Raw genomic sequence first — 22,016 nt, forward strand, 5'->3', positions numbered from 1 at the left:
CGAATTACGGCCTTGTAGTAGAAACAGAATTAACAAACCACTGCTGAATGTTGCTCATCGCAGCATGCGAGGTGTCGAGGATCGGCTGCGGGAAGAAGCCCAACAGCACCAGCAGCACCACCAGCAGCAGGATGATAGACAGTTCACGCAGGGACATCCCCGGCAGCGCTTTCGCCGCGATTTCGCTTTTCGCTTTACCGAAGTAAGCGCGATGCAGCATCGACAGCGAGTAAACGGAAGCGAATACCAGACCAAAGGTCGAGATAACGGTGATCACCGGCACCACTTTATAGCTGCCGAACAGGATCATAAATTCGCCGACAAAGTTACCGGTGCCCGGCATCCCCAGGGTGGCGACAGCGAAGAACATCGACATCGCCGGCAGCCATTTAATTTTGCTCCACAAACCGCCCATCTGACGCATATCGCGGGTGTGCAGACGTTCGTACAGCTGGCCGCACAGAATAAACAGACCCGCCGCGGACAGACCGTGGGCGATCATCTGGATCACCGCCCCCTGATAAGCCAGCTGGCTGCCGGTGTAGATAGCAATCAGCACGAAGCCCATGTGGGAAACGGAGGTATAAGCGATCAGACGTTTGATATCGGTCTGGGCGAAGGCCATCCACGCGCCGTAGAAGATACCGATCACGCCCAGCCACATGGCGATTGGCGCAAACTCGGCGGAGGCGTTCGGGAACAACGGCAGCGCAAAGCGCAGCAGACCGTAGGCCGCGGTTTTCAGCAAGATGCCCGCGAGGTCGACGGAACCGGCAGTCGGCGCCTGGGAGTGGGCGTCCGGCAGCCAGCCGTGCAGCGGTACCACCGGCATTTTCACCGCGAAGGCGATGAAGAAGCCCAGCATCAGCAGGTATTCCACGCCGTGGGACATCGGCGTTTTCAGCAGATCTTCATAGTTGAAGGTCCACACGCCGGTCGCGTTGAAGTGGACGAAGGCCAGCGCCAGAATGGCGATCAGCATCACCAGACCGCTCGCCTGGGTATAGATGAAGAACTTGGTGGCCGCTGTGATACGTGTTTTACCGTCCGAGGCTTTATGACCCCACAGCGCGATCAGGAAGTACATCGGCACCAACATCATTTCCCAGAAGAAGAAGAACAGGAACATGTCGATGGCGAGGAACACGCCGATGACGCCGCCCAGGATCCACATCAGGTTGAGGTGGAAGAAGCCCTGGTATTTTTCGATTTCGCGCCAGGAACAGAGCACCGCCAACACGCCGAGGAGGCCGGTCAGCACCACCATCAGCAGCGACAGGCCGTCGATCGCCAGATGGATGCTAATGCCGAAACGTGGGATCCACGGCAGCACGAATTCCGACTGCCATTGCGGAATACCCGCGGATTGCGTCAGAGAATAGCCGCCCTGCATCCACAGCTGCAGGCCAAGCGCCAGCGTCAGTCCCATGGTAATCAGCGCGATCCAGCGCGGCACTTTCACGCCAAAGCGTTCGGTCTGCCAGCACAGGAAGCCGCCGATAAAGGGGATTAATATCAACCAAGGCAATAACATGGTGATTTTTATTCCTTATTTAAGTCCGGTTCAGGCTATCTTACTCGTCATAGCGAACGTCGGCTGTGCTCACAATCCTCACGCATTTTAATACGCTCCGGTTGCTCCGCGCAGGCGGTGTCCACTCTGACTTCGCCGATAACGCCTGTCCTTTACGACCTGATTTTCAACGAATTCTCACAGAAAATTCACTTCGGATTGAGGCTTGTTTTGTCGGGTGACGCTAACGCTTACCCGACCTACAGTCCCGTAGGCCCGGCAAGCACCGCGCCGCCGGGCAAAACAATCACAATCCTCAAACTCAACGCAATACCATCAGCAGCGCCAGCACCACCACCGCGCCGATGCTCATTGATGCCACATACCAGCGCAGATAACCGTTCTCGCTCACCAGCAGACCTTTGCCTGCGAAGCGGGACAGAATCGCCGGGATATTCATCAACGCATTCAGCGGATCGCTCTTCAGCAGCCAGGCAATCCCGAGGAAAGGTTTCACGAACACCTTGTCGTATAACCAGTCGAAGCCCCAGGCATGGAACCACCAGGTACCGAAGAAGCGGCCAGGCGCGCTGTTGGCGATGGAGGTCACCAGGGTACGTTTACCCAGCCACAGCCACGCGGCGATCAGGATGCCGGCAATCGCGATAATCCCGGAGGTAATTTCCAGCGTCATCACGCTGCCGTGCGCAAGCTCAGTGGTCTGCGGCAGTACGCCCTCCAGCGGCGGCACAATCAGCGCGCCAACAAAGGTGGACAGCACCAGCAGCACGATCAGCGGCAGATGATGGGTAATCCCCTTCCCTGCGTGCGCGTGAATTTGCTCTTTACCGTGGAACACGATGAAAATCATACGGAAGGTGTACAGCGAGGTCATAAAGGCGCCGACCAGGCCCGCCACCATCAGATTGATATGGCCGTTGGCCATCGCGCCCGCCAGAATCTCATCCTTACTGAAGAAGCCTGCGGTGATAAGCGGCAGAGCGGACAGCGCCGCGCCCCCCACCAGGAAGCAGACATACACCAGCGGAATGGATTTGCGCAGGCCGCCCATCTTGAAGATGTTCTGTTCGTGATGGCAGGCCAGAATGACCGAGCCAGACGACAGGAACAGCAGCGCTTTAAAGAACGCGTGGGTCATCAGGTGGAAAATCGCCGCGTCCCATGCCTGCACGCCCAGCGCGAGGAACATGTAGCCAATCTGACTCATGGTCGAGTAAGCCAGCACACGTTTGATGTCGGTCTGCACCAGCGCGGCGAAGCCCGCCAGCACCAGCGTTACCGCACCAACGATACCCACCAGATGCAGCACTTCCGGCGTCATCAGGAACAGGCCGTGGGTACGGGCAATCAGGTACACGCCCGCGGTCACCATGGTGGCCGCGTGGATCAGCGCGGAGACCGGCGTCGGGCCCGCCATCGCATCGGCAAGCCACGTTTGCAGCGGCAGCTGAGCGGATTTACCGACCGCGCCGCCGAGCAGCATCAGCGTCGCCCACTGCAGCGTGGTGCTGCCGTTAGCGAAGTGCTGCGGCGCCAGCTCAACCATTTCACGGAAGTTCAGGGTACCCAGTTCGTTATAAAGAATGAACAGCGCGAAGGCGAGGAACACGTCGCCGACGCGGGTGACCACGAAGGCTTTCATCGCTGCGGCATTGTTCTTCGGATCGGTATAGTAGAAGCCGATCAGCAGGTAAGAACAGAGACCCACGCCTTCCCACCCCAGGTACATCAACAGCAGGTTATCGGCCAGCACCAGAACGACCATGCTGGCGATAAACAGGTTGGTGTAAGCGAAGAAGCGAGAGTAGCCCTCTTCGCCGCGCATGTACCAGGAGGCGAACATGTGGATCAGGAAGCCGACGCCGGTCACCACAGAGAGCATGGTCAGCGACAGGCCATCCAGCACCAGGTTGAAGCCGATGTTAAAATCACCGACCGACATCCAGTTCCACAGCGGTACGCTGACCGCCTGTTTGCCGTTAGCGAAAAAGTCGACGCCAACGTACGCGGTGACCAACGCCGCCAGGCCTACCGACCCCATGCCAACGGTAGCGGAAAGGTTTTCCGACCAGCGCCCGCGGGAAAAGGCCAGCAGCACAAAGCCAATCAATGGCAAAAGAATGGTTAAGGCAAGCATGTTCATCCACGCAACTCACTTACTGAATCGATGTTCAGGTTCTGGCGGCGACGATGGAGCTGCAGCAGCAGCGCCAGGCCGATACTCGCTTCCGCAGCCGCGAGGCTGATGGCGAGGATATACATTATCTGACCATCAGTCTGGCCCCAGTAGCTACCCGCTACCACAAAGGCCAGCGCGGCGGCGTTAATCATGATTTCCAGGCTAATCAACATAAACAGCAGATTGCGGCGGATCACCAGCCCCGTCAGACCAAGCACAAACAGGATGGCCGCGAGGATCAGTCCATGTGTTAAGGGGATCATGCGTGTTCCTCCGTTTTTCTTTTGTCGCTGTCGTTCACGCGGTTGCTCAGTACCTCACCGGCACGCTCTTCGCGGCCGATGTGGAAGGCGACCACCAGGCCCGCCAGCAGCAGCATGGAGGCCAGCTCCACCGCCAGGACGTACGGCCCAAACAGCGCAATACCCACTTCTTTGGCGTTGATCGCCGCGCCGTCGATACCCTGGTCGTTAATACCCAGGATGGCGTAAACGATAACCACCAGCAGCACCGCGGAAAGGATGGCCGGGCCAATCCAGATCCCCGGCTGCAGCCATTTGCGTTCCTGTTCGATCTCGCTGCCGCCCAGGTTGAGCATCATCACCACAAAGACGAACAGCACCATAATGGCCCCGGCGTAGACGATGATTTCCAGCGCACCAGCAAAGTAAGCGCCCAGCGAAAAGAACACCCCGGCAATCGCCAGCAGCGAAATAATCAGGTACAGCAGCGCATGCACCGGATTGGTGTGGGTGACGACCCGCAAGGTTGCGAGGATGGCTATCAGGCCACAGATATAAAAAGCGAATTCCATTGCCCTCTCCTTACGGTAACAGGCTCTTGACGTCGATTGGCTTAGCTTCGTTTTCCGCTTCACCTTTATCTTTGCCGTCGATTGCCATACCCGCCATCCGGTAGAAGTTATATTCCGGGTATTTGCCCGGACCGGAAATCAGCAGATCCTCTTTTTCGTACACCAGATCCTGACGCTTGTATTCACCCAGTTCGAAGTCCGGGGTCAACTGGATCGCCGTGGTCGGGCACGCTTCTTCGCACAGGCCGCAGAAAATGCAGCGTGAGAAGTTGATGCGGAAGAACTCCGGATACCAGCGGCCGTCTTTGGTCTCTGCTTTCTGCAGCGAGATACAGCCCACCGGGCAGGCTACCGCACACAGGTTACAGGCAACGCAGCGCTCTGCACCGTCCGGATCGCGGGTCAGCACGATGCGGCCGCGGTAGCGCGGCGGCAGATAGACCGGCTCTTCCGGATACATCCGGGTTTCACGTTTGGCGAAGGCATGCAGGCCAATCATCCAGATACTACGGACCTGGGTGCCGAACCCCACCAATAATTCTTTTAAGGTCATGTTCAATTCACCCCTTATTGCGCCTGCCAGAGAATGACAGCCGCCGTTACCAACAAGTTGACCAGCGTTAACGGCAGGCATACCTTCCAGCCAAAGGACATTACCTGGTCATAGCGCGGACGCGGTAATGATGCGCGGATCAAAATGAACATCATCATGAAGAACGCGGTTTTCAGCGCGAACCAGATGAAAGGTGGTAACCACGGGCCATTCCAGCCGCCGAAGAACAGCGTGACGATCAGCGCTGAAACGGTGACGATACCGATGTATTCACCGACGAAGAACAGACCGAATTTCATGCCGGAATATTCAATGTGGTAACCATCGGCCAGTTCCTGCTCCGCTTCCGGCTGGTCGAACGGGTGACGGTGACACACCGCCACGCCGGCGATGGCGAAAGTGACGAAGCCGAAGAACTGCGGAATGACGTTCCACAGATGCGCCTGGTTGTTGACGATATCGGTCATATTGAATGACCCCGCCTGCGCCACCACGCCCATCAGGGAGAGACCGAGAAACACTTCGTAGCTCAGGGTCTGCGCGGAAGCACGCATCGCCCCCAGCAGCGAGTATTTGTTGTTGCTCGACCAGCCGGCGAACAGCACCGCATAGACCGCCAGGCCTGCCATCATCAGGAAGAACAGGATGCCGATGTTCAGGTCAGCCACCACCCACGTCGGGCTGACCGGCACGATAGCAAAGGCCAGCAGCAGCGAGGTAAAGGCGATAACCGGCGCCAGAGTAAAGATCACGCGATCGGAGAAGCGCGGGATCCAGTCCTCTTTGAAGAACATCTTGATCATGTCGGCGACCAGCTGCAGCGAACCGCCCCAGCCGACGCGGTTAGGTCCGTAGCGGTTCTGGAACAAGCCGAGCAGACGACGCTCGCCGAAGCTCATGAACGCGCCGCAGGTGACGACCACCAGCAGAATGACCACGGCCTTCAGGATGCTTAACAGAATGTCGATAAGATCCGGCGTTAACCAGCTCATGCTTTCGCCTCCTGCAGTGAATCAATACGCGATCCGGTCAGCACCGGCGCAATGCCCGGCATGCCCATCGGTAAGCCAACCTGTCCTGCGGTCAGGCCTTCAGAGATAACCAGCGGCAGACGCAGGGTCTGGCCTTCCACGCTAAAGGAGAGCATTGCCCCCGCGTTAACGCCCAGCTTCGCGGCATCCGCCGGATTCAGCTTGATGTACGGCTCAGGCATCCGGCTCTCGAACACCGGCGCGCGCTGTGACAGCTCATCGCTACCAAACAGGTGGTAATACGGCGCGATACGCCATTTGCCCTCTTCCGCCTGGAAGCTGGCCGGCACCGCGGTGAAATACTCCAGCCCGTTGGCGGACGCTTCAAACAGTCGAACACCCGGATCGCCGTGGCGCAGTTTCCCGCCCACTTCATCCTGGAACTTGTTCCATGCCTGCGGGGAGTTCCAGCCCGGCGCCCAGGCGAACGGGATCTGCGAACGCGGGGCGGACGGCTGGTTGTTCCCTTCCATGGAGAAGGCGAACATGGTGTCTTTATCCTGCGGCTGACGCGGCTCGTGCACGCTGATGTTGGCGCGCATCGCCGTGCGGCCGCTGTAGCGGTGTGGTTCACGCGCCAGCTTCTGACCGCGGATGCGGAAGGTCGCATCCGGCGCGGCATCTTTAATGCCCGCCAGCTGCGGCAGCGCGGCAATCGCCGCATCGATGACGTGGTCCAGCTGCGTCCAGTCAACCTGACGGTTGTTGACGGTGCTGTGCAGCGAATGCAGCCAGCGCCAGCTCTCCAGCATCACGGTTTTCGCATCGTAGTAAGCCGGATCGTAAACCTGGAAGAAACGCTGGGCGCGGCCTTCGTTGTTCACCACAGTCCCGTCGCTTTCCGCAAAGCTTGCGGCAGAGAGCACCAGGTGCGCTTTGTCCATAATCGCGGTGCGCTGATGGTCAACCACCATCACCAGCGGGGCTTTCGCCAGCGCAGCGTCAACGCGCGCGGCGGAAGCATGACGGTGAAGGTCGTTTTCCAGCACGATAACCGCGTCGGCGGCGCCGCTTTCCAGTTCGTCCAGCGCCTCTTCAAGCGAGCCGCCGCCGATCATGCCCAGACCGACGCTGTTCACCGCGCGGGCGACCATGGTCACGCCGACGTCGGCGCCGCGGCCTTTCAGGGCTTTTGCGACGTTAGCGGCGGCCTGGATGATCTCCATGCTGCCAGCGTTGGTTCCGGAGATAATCAGTGGTTTTTTCGCTCCGGCCAGCGCCTGGACAATCACGTCAACCTTACCCTTCAGGTCCTGGCTCAGGCCATCAACCGCCGGCGCGCTGTCATCCAGCGCATGGGCGATAGCGAAGCCCAGACGCGCCTGATCTTCCACCGGCGCGCGGTAGGTCCACGCGGCAATGTCATCCAGGCGGGTGTCATCGATGTTGGTGACGAATAACGGGTGCTTGGCGCGCTGCCCGATGTTGAGGATCGCGGCGATCTGCCAGTCGGCTACTTTCTGCGCCGCTGCCATTTCGCGTGCTTTCCCTTTCACCGCCTGGCGGACTGCCAGGGCCACGCGCGCGCCGGTCTGGGTAATGTCTTCGCCCAACACCAGTACCGCATCGTAGGATTCGATATCGCGCAGGCTTGGGGTATGGACCCCACCTTCACGCAGCACTTTCAGCATCATCTGCAGGCGCGCTTGTTCGCCTTTGGCGATGCCGGTATAGAAGTTGTCGGCGCCCACCAGCTCACGCAGCGCAAAGTTGCTTTCGATGCTGGCGCGCGGGGAGCCAATACCGATCACTTTCTTCGACTGGCGCAGGATATCTGCCGCGCCCTGCATCGCCTGCTCGGCGTTGAGAGTGATCAGATCGTCGCCGCGGCGCTGCACCGGCTGACGCGGACGGTCTTTCAGGTTGACATAGCCATAGCCGAAGCGACCGCGGTCGCAGAGGAAGTAGCGGTTAACGGTCCCGTTATAGCGGTTTTCGATACGACGCAGCTCGCCATAGCGTTCGCCCGGGCTGATGTTGCAGCCGATGGAACACTGCTGGCAGATGCTCGGCGCAAACTGCATGTCCCACTTACGGTTGTAACGCTCGGAGTGCGTTTTGTCGGTGAAGACGCCGGTCGGGCAGACTTCCACCAGGTTGCCGGAGAACTCGCTTTCCAGGGTGCCATCTTCCGGGCGACCGAAGTAGACGTTGTCGTGCGCGCCATAGACGCCCAGGTCGGTGCCGTCGGCATAATCTTTGTAGTAGCGCACGCAGCGGTAACAGGCGATGCAGCGGTTCATTTCGTGCGAAATAAACGGCCCCAGATCCTGATTGCGGTGGGTACGCTTGGTGAAACGATAGCGGCGGAAACTATGGCCGGTCATCACCGTCATATCCTGCAGGTGGCAGTTGCCCCCTTCTTCACAGACCGGGCAGTCGTGCGGGTGGTTAGTCATCAACCACTCCACCACGCTTTCGCGGAACTGCTTCGCTTCGCCGTCGTCAATAGAAATAAAGGTGCCGTCGGATGCCGGAGTCATACAGGACATCACCAGGCGACCACGCGTGTCTTCCGCGTTCTGATATTGCTTCACCGCACACTGGCGGCAAGCACCGACGCTCCCTAGCGCCGGGTGCCAGCAAAAGTAGGGAATATCAAGACCAAGAGAGAGACAAGCCTCTAGCAGGTTGTCCGCCCCGTTGACCTCGTATTCTTTGCCGTCTACATGAATCGTAGCCATTTGCGTGCTTCCAAAAATAAAAAACCTTTGATTACCAGCGCGTCTTAAGCAGGTTCGGCTGAATCCCGTTGATTGCATGGGTATTGCTGAACTGCTGCTTAATGCCAGCCTCGAATTCTTCGCGGAAATATTTAATCGCGCTCTGTAGCGGTTCGACTGCGCCCGGCGCGTGCGCGCAGAAGGTTTTACCCGGGCCCAGGAATCGACACAGTTGCTCAAGCGTTTCGATATCGCCAGGCTGGCCTTCGCCGCGCTCCAGGGCGCGCAGGATCTTCACGCTCCACGGCAGACCATCACGGCACGGCGTACACCAGCCGCAGGACTCGCGGGCAAAGAACTCTTCGAGGTTACGCACCAGCGAGACCATATTGATCTCATGGTCAACGGCCATCGCCAGCGAGGTGCCCAGACGGCTGCCCGCTTTACCAATGCTTTCGAACTCCATCGGCAGATCGAGGTGCGCTTCGGTCAGGAAGTCGGTCCCTGCCCCCCCCGGCTGCCAGGCTTTAAACTTCAGGCCATCGCGCATGCCGCCGGCGTAATCTTCGAGGATCTCACGCGCGGTGGTGCCGAACGGCAGCTCCCAGACGCCTGGATTCTTCACCCGGCCGGAGAAGCCCATCAGCTTGGTGCCAGCATCTTTGCTGGTGGAAATGTTCTGGTACCACTCGACGCCGTTGGCGAGGATCGCCGGCACGTTGCACAGGGTTTCCACGTTGTTGACGCAGGTCGGCTTGCCCCACACGCCGGAGCTTGCCGGGAACGGCGGTTTGGAGCGCGGGTTAGCACGGCGGCCTTCCAGGGAGTTGATCAGCGCCGTCTCTTCACCGCAGATATAGCGCCCTGCCCCGGTGTGGACAAACAGTTCGAAGTCAAACCCGGTGCCAAGGATGTTTTTCCCCAACAGGCCCGCTTCAGTGGCTTCGGCAATCGCACGACGCAGATGCTGGGCCGCTTCGATATATTCGCCGCGCAGGAAGATATAGCCGCGGTACGCTTTCAGCGCAAACGCGGAGATCAGCATGCCTTCCACCAGCAGGTGCGGCAGCTGCTCCATCAGCAGACGGTCTTTATAGGTGCCCGGCTCCATTTCATCGGCGTTACACAGCAGGTAACGGATGTTCATGGATTCGTCTTTCGGCATCAGGCTCCACTTCAGACCCGTGGAGAAGCCCGCGCCGCCACGCCCTTTCAGGCCAGCGTCTTTTACCGCCGTGACAATCTCATCCGGCGCCATCCCGGTCAGGGCTTTACGTGCCCCTTCGTAACCGTTTTTGCTGCGATATTCGTCCAGCCATACCGGCTGCTTGTCGTCGCGCAGACGCCAGGTGAGCGGATGCGTTTCCGCAGTACGAATTACGGTTTTCATTTGTACTGCTCCAGCAGGTCAGGAATTGCCTCCGGCGTCAGATGACTGTGAGTATCCTCATCAATCATCATGGTCGGTCCCTTGTCGCAGTTGCCCAGGCAACAGGTCGGCAGCAGCGTGAAGCGGCCATCGAAGGTGGTCTGCCCTGGCTTGATATTGAGCTTCTTCTCAATCGCAGCCTGAATACCTTGATAACCGGTGATATGGCACACCACGCTGTCGCAGTAGCGGATCACGTGACGGCCAACCGGCTGACGGAAAATCTGGCTGTAAAATGTTGCCACGCCTTCGACGTCGCTGGCCGGGATCCCCAGCACATCGGCGATCGCATAGATCGCCCCATCCGGCACCCAGCCGCGCTGTTTTTGGACAATTTTCAGCGCTTCGATGGACGCCGCACGCGGGTCTTCGTAGTGGTGCTTCTCGTGCTCAATAGCCTCACGCTCAGCCGCACTCAGCTCAAAAGCCTCGGTTTGTGGTTGTTGATTCTCGTGCATAATTAGCGGTCCACGTCTGACATAACAAAATCGATACTACCCAGATAGACGATCAGGTCGGATACCAGGCTGCCGCGGATCGCCGACGGGATCTGCTGCAGATGCGCAAAGCTCGGCGTACGCACGCGGGTACGGTAGCTCATGGTGCTGCCGTCGCTGGTCAGGTAGTAACTGTTAATCCCTTTGGTCGCCTCAATCATCTGGAAGGATTCGTTGGCCGGCATCACCGGGCCCCACGATACCTGCAGGAAGTGGGTGATCAGGGTTTCGATATGCTGCAGCGTGCGCTCTTTCGGCGGCGGCGTGGTCAGCGGGTGATCCGCTTTGAACGGGCCTTCCGGCATGTTATCGAGGCACTGCTGAAGAATGCGCAGGCTCTGGCGCAGCTCTTCGACTTTCAGCATCACGCGGGTGTAGCAGTCAGAGACGCCGCCCCCGGTCGGGACTTCGAAGTCGAAGTTTTCATAGCCAGAATAAGGACGCCATTTACGCACGTCGAAGCCGATACCGGTGGCGCGCAGGCCTGCGCCGGTGGTGCCCCACTCCAGCGCCTCTTTGGCGGTATAGGCTGCCACGCCGACGGAACGGCCTTTCAGAATAGTGTTGCGCAGCGCGGCTTTCTCGTAAGAATCCAGACGCTTCGGCATCCACTCGAGGAATTCCCGCAGCAGGCGATCCCAGCCACGCGGCAGATCGTGCGCGACACCGCCGATGCGGAACCACGCCGGGTGCATACGGAACCCGGTAATCGCTTCCACCAGATCGTAAATTTTCTGCCGATCGGTAAAGGCGAAGAAGACCGGCGTCATCGCGCCGACGTCCTGAATAAAGGTCGAGATATACAGCAGGTGGCTGTTGATGCGGAACAGTTCGGAGAGCATCACGCGGATCACATTCACGCGATCCGGCACGGTGATCCCGGCCAGTTTTTCCACCGCCAGCACGTACGGCATCTCGTTGACGCAGCCGCCGAGGTATTCAATACGGTCGGTATACGGGATGTAGCTGTGCCAGGACTGACGCTCGCCCATCTTCTCGGCGCCGCGGTGGTGATAACCGATGTCCGGTACGCAGTCGACGATCTCTTCGCCATCCAGCTGCAGAATAATACGGAATGCACCGTGGGCAGACGGGTGGTTCGGACCGAGGTTGAGGAACATGAAGTCCTCGTTGTCGGTGCTGCGCTTCATGCCCCACTCTTCCGGTTTGAAGGTCAACGCTTCCATCTCCAGATCCTGCTTGGCTTTGGTCAGCTCAAACGGATCGAATTCGGTAGCGCGCGCCGGATAGTCTTTACGCAGCGGGTGGCCTTCCCAGGTCGGCGGCATCATGATACGGCGCAGGTTCGGGTGGCCATCGAAGGTCATGCCAAACATTTCCCAGGTTTCACGCTCATACCAGTTGGCGTTGGGGAACAGTTTGGTGAAAGTCGGCAGATGCAGATCGTTTTCAGACAGCGCCACCTTGAGCATGATGTCGCGGTTGCGGTCGATAGAAATCAGATGATAGAAAACGGAAAAATCCGCGGCGGGCAGGCCATCGCGGTGGGTGCGCAGACGTTCGTCCATGCCGTGCAGGTCAAACAGCATCACGTAAGGCTTCGGCAATTTCTTCAGGAAATCACCCACCTCAAGCAGTTGCTCACGCTTCACCCACACCACCGGTACGCCGGTGCGGGTTGGCTGAACGGTAAAGGCATCCGGCCCAAAGCGGTTGCGCAGTTCGCCGATCACCGGGTCATCAAGGTGATCGCGGGTTTGCCAGGCTGGTGCGGCGTCATGCGCGGTTAAATCGGTCATATTGTTCACCATTGCAAAAGGTCCGTGGTGACTGCCGGGCGAGACTTCGCGTTGTTGTAGATTGATTTGCGAAGTGGTACTCCCGCCCGCAGGCGCAAATTAAATCTCGTCCGGCGTCCGCAGATTGGTCACTGCAATACGTTCGCCGCGTTTACGCTCGCGTTCCGACTGCATATTGGCGCGATAAACGCCCTGATCGCCAACCACCCATGAGAGCGGACGACGTTCTTTACCAATGGACTCCTGCAGCAGCATCAGCGCCTGCATATAGGCCTCTGGACGCGGCGGGCAGCCCGGGATGTACACATCGACCGGAATGAATTTATCCACGCCCTGGACGACGGAATAGATGTCGTACATGCCGCCGGAGTTAGCGCAGGCGCCCATGGAGATCACCCACTTCGGCTCCAGCATCTGATCGTACAGACGCTGAATAACCGGCGCCATTTTGGTAAAGCAGGTTCCAGCGACCACCATCAGGTCCGCCTGACGCGGAGAGGCGCGCAGGACTTCTGCCCCAAAACGCGCAACGTCATGCACCGCAGTGAATGACGTCACCATTTCCACATAACAGCAAGAAAGGCCGAAGTTATACGGCCAAATTGAGTTCTTACGGCCCCAGTTCACCATGTCATGCAGCGCGTGCTCGAGTTTCCCCATATACACGCTTTTATTGACTTCCTGCTCCAGGGGGTCGGTGACGATCTCCTGTTTCTGCAGGGGGTAACGGTCGTTCTCACCGTTAGGATCTATGCGGGTGAGCGTATAATCCATCTTATTGCCTCGCTTTTACTGCATATGACGGTTAGTGGGACTGTCTGTTTCCGGGTTAACCAGCGTGCGACGGGAACGCGCAGGCGTCCAGTCCAGTGCGCCGATGCGAACGAGATAAACCAGACCAGCCAGTAGCACTAAAATGAAAATTGCGGCTTCCACAAAGCCGACCCAGCCGCTCTCGCGGATAGAAGTCGACCATGCGTAGAGATACAGGGCTTCCACGTCGAAGATAACGAAGAACATGGCAACCAGATAAAACTTCGCAGAAAGACGTAAGCGGGCCGAACCAACGGAGTCGATCCCCGATTCAAACGGCGTGTTTTTGCTACGCGCGCGCGCGCGACCGCCAAGGTACCAGCCGCCGACGAGCATGAGGCAGCACAGGCCGATAGCGATGATGAGAAATATAGCGAATGCCCAATGATGAGCGATGACTTCAGTGGATGTTGACATACGCATTGCTTAACCAAAAAAGTGTAGCGCCAAAACCCTCTGCTCTTACTGGCAGATGAACGCCACAGCGTTTCACGGGAGGAATAAAAAAACCGTGCAAAAAAGCGTCCCTGGTTGATGTGAGAAGCCCAGATGCCGTGGCTTTTTACCCCTTTCTTTAACCTTTTGTCAACTTTAACAAAAGTTTTCATAACATTAATTTACATTGGAATCTTTTCATTAACATTAAATGCCCTTTTATGCGAAATAACCTTGCATACTGTTCGGTTTTAGTGTTGTTGAATCGTGTCCGTTTCCGTCGTAAATCAAAAATCCCTTCTATTTTGACAGGATTTAGCCTCGATTCCTCCCCCCAAAGAGGGGTATTTTCTTGATCTGTGACACGGTTTTGTTAATTACCCCAGGAAATCGGCAACAATCCGTCCGGTTTTTTAACATTAGCAGGAAGTGTTGAAAGTGCAGGGAAAAGTCGACAAGGTGAGCGCCAGGTCACGCCAATACGCTGATTTTTCAGGAAAGAAATAAAAAAAACTTTCAAAACATCAATAATAGTGCAAAAAAAAGAGCCACCAGGCGAGAAACCCTCCCCTGAGGCTCTTTTTGCTCACTTACATTCTGTTACCAGTTTTTGTGATCTTTGTTAGAAAATTGCCCTCACAAAATGAAGGTGTTATCTCCCTCTTGCGGAGTAAGTGCCGGCCCCGTTCGCCAGGGGTCGCTCTCCTGACTCAGTGACTGAAAAATCACCTGCGGCAGCTCGCTCACCGTCTGCGGATTGCAACTGACCACATACCGGGTATCCGGCAGGCCAGGCAATCCATCGCTGATGCCAGCCACGCGCAAATCGGGGCTCATCATTTCGACGGGTCGCGCGGTGACGCCCAGCCCGGCTTTGACCGCCGCTTTCACCCCGGAGAGAGACGAAGCGCCATGGGCCAGATGCCATGGGACGCGGGCCGCCTCCAGCGCGGCAATAATATCCTGGCGGAATGGACCTGGCTCTTCGAGCAGGATCAGGGGAATAGACTCCCCTTTCGCCAGCACATATTCCGCCGCACAGTACCAGAGGGTCGGTGACGTTCTCAGGATGAAAGAGGTAAAGCCGGGAGGCTGATGGGTGGTCAGCGCCAGATCCACCCGCCCCTCGGCCAGCATCGCCATGATGGCGGCATGGGGATGCACTTTGATCTCCAGCGTCATTCTGGGATAGAAGCAGCCGATGCGGTTTAACAAAAACGGCAGGATGGTATCGGCCGTTTCTTCCGACGCGCCGATGGTCAATCCACCTTGCAGGCTGCCATACATCAGCGACATGCAAGCTTCATCGTTAAAACGCAGGATCTTGCGGGCATAGCCCAGTAGCTGGATGCCTTGCTCAGTCAGCAGTTTATTACGCCCGTGACGGGCGAAAAGCTCTTTGCCGACCAGCTGCTCCAGGCGTTGCATTTGCTGGCTGACCGCGGACTGGGTACGACACACTGCGGCGGCGGCGGCGGCGAAGGTGTTCAAATCAGCGACCGCCACAAAGGTGCGCAGCAGATCGAGATCAAGGTTGAGTATCGGACGTGTTGTATTAATCATCTTTCTTCACTTACAGGTGGCTAACGCTGACCTGCCTTGTTGATGCTTTGCGCCAGGTTTCCGGCTATTCCCTGAGCCTCGTGCTCACCGTCAGATGGCGGATAAACAACTGGACGAACGTTATTACATGCCAAAGTACTCGTCTGGGCAAATGCGCAGAACCACGGAGTAATATATTGTTCGTATTTCTCATTGTTATTTATTACCACGGCCAGCCAGGTGTCATGCGTCGCTCCGGAAAAGCGGCCAGTGGTGGTGAGAAAGTCTCTCTTCCACCGCGCGTTCACACAGGGAAGAATGAACAATAAAATCCTGTAATAACAATATATTAAACATCAATCCAACCGGAGTGCTTACCGGCTATCACTGATATTAACGGCGATATTCTAACCGATTCCCGCCCTTTTTATAAGCCTAAATAAGGATTAACTCAGATAATTTTAAATTTTTTTCAACGTTTTATATAAATTAACAAACCTCAGATTATTACCTGTCAAAAATAATAATAATGCCCCCGCGGACTGTTTTTTATTGATATTATTTAACATCAAAATTACAAATCAGTCCCTATTGTATTAAGGATAGCGTTGTTTAGTCTGCCAACATTCTTCGTTCGCCCCTTCGTCACACAAACAAACCAGATAAATGATGGCAAAAAAGGCATATGGTCTACATATACGACCAAAAAAAGCATCATAAGCAGGTATAACCTACAACCTAAAACCGTAAGCGGCAGATAAATCAATTACGCTTAAAATCCTGCGTTAGCAAAATCTTCTCCTGCAAAGCCTTCAAAACAGCGGGGATGCGGAGTACATTGTTCCGTGCTGACTTCCACGGCAGGGAGTGGCGATAACAGCTAAAAGGTCAAGATTCATGTCCCCCATCGAAAAATCCAGCAAGTTAGAGAACGTCTGTTACGACATCCGTGGCCCGGTTCTGAAAGAAGCGAAACGTCTTGAGGAAGAAGGCAATAAAGTTCTGAAACTGAACATCGGCAACCCGGCGCCATTCGGCTTCGAGGCCCCTGACGAGATCCTCGTCGACGTCATCCGCAATCTGCCTACTGCCCAGGGTTACTGCGATTCGAAAGGGTTGTATTCGGCGCGCAAAGCCATCATGCAGCATTACCAGGCCCGGGGAATGCGTGATGTCACGGTAGAAGATATTTACATCGGCAACGGCGTGTCCGAACTGATTGTGCAGGCGATGCAGGCGCTGTTAAACAGCGGCGATGAGATGCTGGTTCCCGCGCCGGACTACCCACTGTGGACGGCGGCGGTGTCGCTTTCCAGTGGCAAAGCGGTCCACTATCTGTGTGACGAATCCGCTGACTGGTTCCCGGATCTTGACGATATCCGCGCAAAAATCACGCCGCGCACCCGCGGGATCGTGATCATTAACCCCAACAACCCCACCGGCGCGGTCTATTCCAAAGAACTGCTGCAGGAGATCGTCGAGATCGCCCGGCAGCATAACCTGATTATTTTCGCCGATGAGATCTACGATAAGATCCTCTACGACGAAGCCCAGCATCACTCGATTGCTGCTCTGGCGCCAGATCTGCTGACCGTGACCTTCAACGGACTGTCGAAAACCTACCGTGTTGCCGGTTTCCGTCAGGGGTGGATGGTGCTGAATGGCCCGAAAAAACACGCGAAGGGCTATATCGAAGGCCTGGAGATGCTGGCGTCGATGCGTCTGTGCGCCAACGTGCCGGCACAACATGCTATCCAGACGGCGCTGGGCGGCTACCAGAGTATCAGCGAATTCATCATTCCCGGCGGGCGCCTGTATGAACAACGCAACCGCGCCTGGGAGCTGATCAACGATATTCCGGGTGTCTCCTGCATGAAGCCAAAAGGCGCGTTGTATATGTTCCCGAAAATCGATGCCAAACGCTTCAATATTCACGACGACCAGAAAATGGTGCTCGACTTCCTGTTGCAGGAGAAAGTCCTGCTGGTGCAGGGTACCGCGTTCAACTGGCCGTGGCCGGATCATGTGCGCATTGTGACGCTGCCTCGTGAAGACGACCTGGAGATGGCGATCTCCCGCTTTGGCCGCTTCCTCTCCGGCTACCACCAGCTTTAATCGCTACGCCGCCGGCATTTGCATCCGGCGGCGATCCCTGCGCACAATGGAACCCGATGTTGTCACTGATTAAGGGTTCCTATGAGTCAGAGTCATTTCTTTGCCCACCTCTCCCGCCTGAAACTGATTAACCGCTGGCCGCTGATGCGCAACGTGCGCACCGAAAATGTCTCCGAACACAGTCTGCAGGTGGCGATGGTCGCCCATGCGCTGGCGGCAATTAAAAACCGTAAATTTGGCGGCCAGGTCAACGCAGAACGTATCGCCCTGCTGGCGATGTACCATGACGCCTCCGAAGTATTAACTGGCGACCTCCCTACCCCGGTGAAATATTTCAACTCCCAGATTGCCCAGGAATATAAGGCGATTGAGAAAATTGCTCAGCAAAAGCTGGTGGATATGGTCCCTGACGAGCTGCGCGATATTTTCGAGCCGCTGATTGATGAGCATCACTACAGTGAGGAAGAGCAGTCGATCGTTAAACAGGCTGACGCCCTCTGCGCTTACCTGAAGTGCCTCGAAGAGCTGTCTGCGGGTAACAACGAATTTCTGCTGGCCAAAGGCCGTCTGGAAAAGACGCTGGCGTCGCGGCGAAGCGCAGAGATGGATTACTTTATGCAGGTGTTTGTCCCGAGCTTCCAGCTGTCGCTGGATGAAATAAGCCAGGATTCGCCGCTGTAATTTTTCAGGCCGGGCAGCGGTTGCGCCCTACCCGGCCTGACACCCTTAAAACGGAAACAATACCGGGATCAGCAGCACGCAGACCACCATCACCAGTACGGTGAAGGGCACGCCAATCTTCACAAAGTCGCTGAAGGAATACTTACCCGGGCCAAGCACCAGGGTGTTGACCGGCGAGGAAACCGGAGTCATAAACGCCGCCGAAGCCGCCATCGCCACCACCATGGCGAAGGGATAGGGCGACACCCCCATTGACTTCGCTGCTGCCAGGGCTATAGGCGCCATCAGGACCGCGGTCGCGGTATTAGAGATGAACAGGCCTATCGCCGCGCACATTACAAACAGGCAGCCGAGCATCAGATAAGGCCCCTCGCTTCCGGCGACGTCCATCAGTCCCTTGACCACCAGATCTACCCCGCCGGTTTTCTGCAACGCCAGGGCAAACGGCATCATCCCGACAATCAAAATAATGCTTGGCCAGTGGATCGCCTTATAGGCGCTTTCGGCGTTGATGCAGCGGAATTTGCCCATCAGCAGGCAGGCGATGATCGCGGCAATCGGGTTGGGAATTTCATCAGTGAGCATCAGGGCTACCATCAACACCAGACAGAAAATCGCGTGCGGAGCCTGGCTGTGTGCCGGCGAAGCGTCATCCACTTCAACCGGCATATTGAGCACCACGAAATCACGCCCACGCTTCGCCAGCAGGGCAATTTGCCGCCAGTTGCCGACCACCAGCAGGATATCGCCGAGCTGCAGCGGCTCATCGACCACGGAACCATCCATCGCCTCGCCATCGCGCTTCATGCCGACGATATTGAGACCAAACCGGGTGCGGAACGCTATCTCACGCACCGTTTTACCAATCATCTCCGAATCCGGGATCAGCGACACCTCCGCCATGCCCACATCCAGCGCCTGATCGGCAAAATACTCGCCGCGCAGCACCATCGGCTCGAGCATCTGCTCACCACAGAACTGGCGTAAGTCGACATCGGAGGCGGACATATCGATCAGCAGGACGTCGCGGGCGCGGAATTCCGATACCCCGTTGACGTTAACAATCACCCGACGGAACCGCCGCCAGCGTTCGACGCCGATGACGTTGGCACAGTACCGCTCACGCAGTTTTAAATCATCAAGACGCTGGCCGATCATCGGCGAACCAGGACGGATCGCCAGCCGGCGGGCGCGGCCAGTGAGGTGATATTCGCGGATCAGGTCGCGGAAGGTGCTTCTTTTACGGCCATCACGCGCGGATTCGCCATTCTCTGTCTTCAGCATAAAGCGCACCGCCAGCATATAGACGATGCCCAGGATCAGCACCACCAGGCCAATCGGCGTGACGCTGAAAAAACTGAAGCCGTGCAGCCCTTCGCGCAGCAGTTCACTGTTGACGACCAGGTTGGGGGGCGTTGCGACCAGAGTCATCATCCCGCTGATAAGTCCGGCAAAGCTCAGCGGCATCATCAGCCGCGAGGGAGAGGTATTCATCCGCGCCGACACGCTGAGCACTACCGGAATGAAAATGGCGACCACCCCGGTTGAACTCATAAACGCACCCAGCCCGGCGACGGTGAGCATCAGGTAAACCAGCATCTTGGTTTCGCTGTTGCCCGCCACACTCACCAGCCACGCCCCCATCTTGGTGGCCACCCCGGTACGCACCAGGCCATCACCGATAATAAACAGGGCGGCAATCAGGATCACGTTAGGATCGCTGAACCCGGAAAAGGCTTCATTCAGCGTCAGCGTGCCGCTGAGGACGAAGGCGACAATGACCATCAGGGCGATAGCATCCATGCGCACCTTGCCGGTAGCAAACAGCACAACCGCGATAGCCAGAAGGGATAAAACCCAAATCAATTCACCGTTCACAACGTTTCCTTGTCACAAGTGGGAGTCGACATAGTGGCATAAAAAAGCCCCGGCAACGCGGGGCGAAATCATACGTTTACGCTTTAAGACGCACATTAACATAGCCGTCCGCCTGGCGTTCGATCACCAGATCGTCCAGGCTACTCAGCACGAGGTCGGCTTCATCCAGTCGAGGGGCATCGGCAGGCACGTTGACCGCGATGGTGCGACACCCCGCCGCCAGGCCGGAGAGCAACCCCGCCGGCGCATCTTCTACCACCGCGCACTGATCGGCCGGTAGTCCCAGCCGCTCGGCGCCCAGCAGATAGGCGTCCGGCGCCGGTTTTCCGTGTTTTACCTGCTCAGCGGTGATGAAGACCTCCGGCATCGGCAGGCCTGCCGCGCGATGACGCGCGTGGGCAACCGGCACCGACCCGGAAGTGACAATCGCCCATGGGATCCCAGCCTCATTGAGGGTACTCAGCAGGGTTAACGCCCCCGGCAGAGCGACAATGCCCTCGATATCAGTGGCTTCAATCTGCTCGAGGAAGCGGAATTCGGCCTGGATATCCTCCTCGCTACGACCCGGCATAAAATGGCGAATAGAGGTAATGGCCTGCTTGCCGTGAATAAAACTGAGAATTTCATCATGGTCAATGGCGAAACGATCGCCCCACTTACACCATGAACGCTCCACCACCGGCAAGGAATCCACCAGCGTCCCGTCTAAATCGAACAGGAAACCTTTACACTGCACGGGCACCTCCCTCAGGCATTGATAATTTGGTTAATTTCATTACTGCTCAGGTGATACTGGCGCGGACAGGCGTGCCAGACGCTCAGCATCCGCTGATATTTCTCCCACATCGGGGTCTGCGAGTTAAAGCCATGAGTGCCGGCGTCAAAATGGCTGTAGCGGCCTTCAATATTGACCATAAAGCGTACATAGCCGAGAAAACGCGCTTCGGTGGCGGCATCAAATCCGAGGAAGGTAACCCGACGCTCGTCGATACCCGCCGCGTCTTTCAGGTTGGTCCAGGAGACATGTAGCGCGTGGTACATCTCCATGATATCGATAACGGTACGGCAGGTTTCTTCCGTCAGCTGGCCAAACTCGCGGTCCAGTTCGCGCATCTGCAGCCCATACCCACGCTCAATGATGGTCTGCAGACGACGGTAGCGTTCCGCATTGTCCGGGTCGAGCATCGTCATCATTTTGTACTGATTGGATAAAATCAGACGCTGCGCATTGGTCATTTCCATGTTGTGACTCCTGTAGCACGGTAGGGCGTGAAATAAAGAAGGCGCATAAATCATGCGCCTTCTTTTATATGCGTTTTCCGTAGTGAATTACAAATCATCAAGGAAAGTTTTATCCAGTTGTTTGAAGGCGCGCTTAAGCGTGTCAGCCAGCGCCTGATAATCGGGCTTGCCTTCGACCGGCGCCAGCGCCTGCCCCGCCTCCTGCAGTTTGCCGCGCACTTCGTAAAACCAGTTAAGAATGGAGGGCGGCAGCGGCGTCACCGAACGCTTACCCAACCACCATAATCCCTGCATCGGCAGGCTCAGGGCAAACAGCGCGGTGGCGACAGCGGGACCCAGCTGGCCGCCCAGGGCTATCTGCCAGCACAGCGTAAAAATGGCGATCGGCGGCATGATACGGATAGCATAGCGGGTGGCACGAATAATGCGGTTTTCGATAAACACCGGCGCGAGGCGCTTGTCGAGAGGCCAGGTCTTTGCGTAATGCTGCCCGCGGTTGAACAAGCTAAAGAAGCTAACGGGGCGTTTCTCAGGGGTCGACATGGCTTTACCTCAACTTTACATATAAAACTTAAAAAATTCGTGCAAAACACCAACTATGCATGACATCGTTCAAAAGATTTTGGCAAAGGATGCCGCAATCAGGTATCCTGTGCCCGCCTGAAAGGGCGGATAGACTCTTTTGCCAGGCTAGTCAAATTATCGCATATTCTGCCATTGGCTGAAAATTATGCAAAATGGCATAAAATCAAATGTACTTCTCTCATCGTGCCCGAAAACAGAACAAGGCATGATGTTAATCATAAATGTCGAGGTCATCCTGCGCTACGCTAATGACACACTGACGTTT

General features: G+C 56.8%; 19 protein-coding genes. 2 read left to right on the forward strand and 17 right to left on the reverse strand.

All coding sequences use genetic code 11. From position 1 onward, the window contains the following. Window positions 1-4: 4 nt before the first annotated feature. The 13 genes from nuoM to HMPREF3142_RS24760 all read right to left on the reverse strand — a co-directional run bounded on the left by nuoM (window position 5) and on the right by HMPREF3142_RS24760 (window position 15,271). The gene (gene nuoM, locus HMPREF3142_RS24700; RefSeq protein ID WP_008803950.1) at window positions 5-1,534 is read right to left on the reverse strand and encodes an NADH-quinone oxidoreductase subunit M; all 1,530 of its coding nucleotides are present in this window, start codon (window positions 1,532-1,534) and stop codon (window positions 5-7) included. Between the two features lie 301 nt (window positions 1,535-1,835). Next, on the reverse strand, window positions 1,836-3,677 hold the full coding sequence (gene nuoL / locus HMPREF3142_RS24705) for an NADH-quinone oxidoreductase subunit L (RefSeq protein ID WP_012540986.1): 1,842 nt from the start codon (window positions 3,675-3,677) through the stop codon (window positions 1,836-1,838). Beyond that, the gene (gene nuoK, locus HMPREF3142_RS24710) at window positions 3,674-3,976 is read right to left on the reverse strand and encodes an NADH-quinone oxidoreductase subunit NuoK (protein WP_004865088.1); all 303 of its coding nucleotides are present in this window, start codon (window positions 3,974-3,976) and stop codon (window positions 3,674-3,676) included. The genes nuoL and nuoK overlap by 4 nt, the downstream gene beginning before the upstream one ends. Next, window positions 3,973-4,527, reverse strand: a complete 555-nt coding sequence (gene nuoJ / locus HMPREF3142_RS24715; RefSeq protein ID WP_004201743.1) for an NADH-quinone oxidoreductase subunit J — start codon at window positions 4,525-4,527, stop codon at window positions 3,973-3,975. The genes nuoK and nuoJ overlap by 4 nt, the downstream gene beginning before the upstream one ends. A 10-nt stretch (window positions 4,528-4,537) precedes the next feature. Then, window positions 4,538-5,080 carry an NADH-quinone oxidoreductase subunit NuoI gene (nuoI, locus tag HMPREF3142_RS24720; protein ID WP_008803948.1) on the reverse strand — a complete coding sequence of 181 codons (543 nt, stop codon included), beginning with the start codon at window positions 5,078-5,080 and terminating at the stop codon, window positions 4,538-4,540. A 14-nt stretch (window positions 5,081-5,094) separates the two neighbouring features. Further along, window positions 5,095-6,072: an NADH-quinone oxidoreductase subunit NuoH gene (nuoH, locus tag HMPREF3142_RS24725; RefSeq protein ID WP_002913156.1), complete on the reverse strand. Its 978-nt coding sequence runs from the start codon at window positions 6,070-6,072 to the stop codon at window positions 5,095-5,097. Then, a complete protein-coding gene (gene nuoG, locus HMPREF3142_RS24730; protein WP_008803947.1) occupies window positions 6,069-8,795 on the reverse strand; it encodes an NADH-quinone oxidoreductase subunit NuoG in 2,727 nt (908 codons plus the stop codon). Before nuoG ends, nuoH begins: the two co-directional genes overlap by 4 nt. Window positions 8,796-8,826: 31 nt before the next feature. Continuing rightward, the gene (nuoF, locus tag HMPREF3142_RS24735) at window positions 8,827-10,164 is read right to left on the reverse strand and encodes an NADH-quinone oxidoreductase subunit NuoF (RefSeq protein WP_002913158.1); all 1,338 of its coding nucleotides are present in this window, start codon (window positions 10,162-10,164) and stop codon (window positions 8,827-8,829) included. Continuing rightward, window positions 10,161-10,661 carry an NADH-quinone oxidoreductase subunit NuoE gene (nuoE, locus tag HMPREF3142_RS24740; RefSeq protein ID WP_002913160.1) on the reverse strand — a complete coding sequence of 167 codons (501 nt, stop codon included), beginning with the start codon at window positions 10,659-10,661 and terminating at the stop codon, window positions 10,161-10,163. The genes nuoF and nuoE overlap by 4 nt, the downstream gene beginning before the upstream one ends. Window positions 10,662-10,663: 2 nt before the next feature. Further along, window positions 10,664-12,472: an NADH-quinone oxidoreductase subunit C/D gene (gene nuoC, locus HMPREF3142_RS24745; RefSeq protein WP_008803946.1), complete on the reverse strand. Its 1,809-nt coding sequence runs from the start codon at window positions 12,470-12,472 to the stop codon at window positions 10,664-10,666. Window positions 12,473-12,559: 87 nt separating this feature from the next. Continuing rightward, complete coding sequence (nuoB, locus tag HMPREF3142_RS24750) at window positions 12,560-13,234, reverse strand: NADH-quinone oxidoreductase subunit NuoB (RefSeq protein ID WP_002913178.1); 675 nt, start codon at window positions 13,232-13,234, stop codon at window positions 12,560-12,562. A gap of 15 nt (window positions 13,235-13,249) precedes the next feature. After that, window positions 13,250-13,696 carry an NADH-quinone oxidoreductase subunit NuoA gene (gene nuoA, locus HMPREF3142_RS24755; protein ID WP_002913181.1) on the reverse strand — a complete coding sequence of 149 codons (447 nt, stop codon included), beginning with the start codon at window positions 13,694-13,696 and terminating at the stop codon, window positions 13,250-13,252. Between the two features lie 648 nt (window positions 13,697-14,344). After that, a complete protein-coding gene (locus tag HMPREF3142_RS24760; protein WP_008803945.1) occupies window positions 14,345-15,271 on the reverse strand; it encodes a LysR family transcriptional regulator in 927 nt (308 codons plus the stop codon). Window positions 15,272-16,147: 876 nt separating this feature from the next. On the opposite strand from HMPREF3142_RS24760, the gene alaA reads away from it, so the two are divergent. Next, window positions 16,148-17,365, forward strand: a complete 1,218-nt coding sequence (alaA, locus tag HMPREF3142_RS24765; RefSeq protein WP_008803944.1) for an alanine transaminase AlaA — start codon at window positions 16,148-16,150, stop codon at window positions 17,363-17,365. Window positions 17,366-17,446: 81 nt separating this feature from the next. Further along, window positions 17,447-18,046 carry a 5'-deoxynucleotidase gene (gene yfbR, locus HMPREF3142_RS24770; RefSeq protein ID WP_002913188.1) on the forward strand — a complete coding sequence of 200 codons (600 nt, stop codon included), beginning with the start codon at window positions 17,447-17,449 and terminating at the stop codon, window positions 18,044-18,046. Window positions 18,047-18,091: 45 nt separating this feature from the next. On the opposite strand, the gene HMPREF3142_RS24775 is transcribed toward yfbR, so the two are convergent. The 4 genes from HMPREF3142_RS24775 to yfbV all read right to left on the reverse strand — a co-directional run bounded on the left by HMPREF3142_RS24775 (window position 18,092) and on the right by yfbV (window position 21,709). Continuing rightward, the gene (locus HMPREF3142_RS24775) at window positions 18,092-19,924 is read right to left on the reverse strand and encodes an SLC13 family permease (protein WP_008803943.1); all 1,833 of its coding nucleotides are present in this window, start codon (window positions 19,922-19,924) and stop codon (window positions 18,092-18,094) included. Between the two features lie 76 nt (window positions 19,925-20,000). Next, window positions 20,001-20,660, reverse strand: a complete 660-nt coding sequence (locus HMPREF3142_RS24780; protein ID WP_008803942.1) for a sugar phosphatase — start codon at window positions 20,658-20,660, stop codon at window positions 20,001-20,003. Window positions 20,661-20,671: 11 nt separating this feature from the next. After that, window positions 20,672-21,166 carry a YfbU family protein gene (locus HMPREF3142_RS24785; RefSeq protein ID WP_012540982.1) on the reverse strand — a complete coding sequence of 165 codons (495 nt, stop codon included), beginning with the start codon at window positions 21,164-21,166 and terminating at the stop codon, window positions 20,672-20,674. A gap of 87 nt (window positions 21,167-21,253) precedes the next feature. After that, window positions 21,254-21,709 carry a terminus macrodomain insulation protein YfbV gene (gene yfbV / locus HMPREF3142_RS24790; protein ID WP_002913194.1) on the reverse strand — a complete coding sequence of 152 codons (456 nt, stop codon included), beginning with the start codon at window positions 21,707-21,709 and terminating at the stop codon, window positions 21,254-21,256. Between the last annotated feature and the right edge of the window lie 307 nt (window positions 21,710-22,016).

Source organism: Klebsiella sp. HMSC16C06 (assembly GCF_001808325.1).
Lineage (GTDB): Bacteria > Pseudomonadota > Gammaproteobacteria > Enterobacterales > Enterobacteriaceae > Klebsiella > Klebsiella variicola.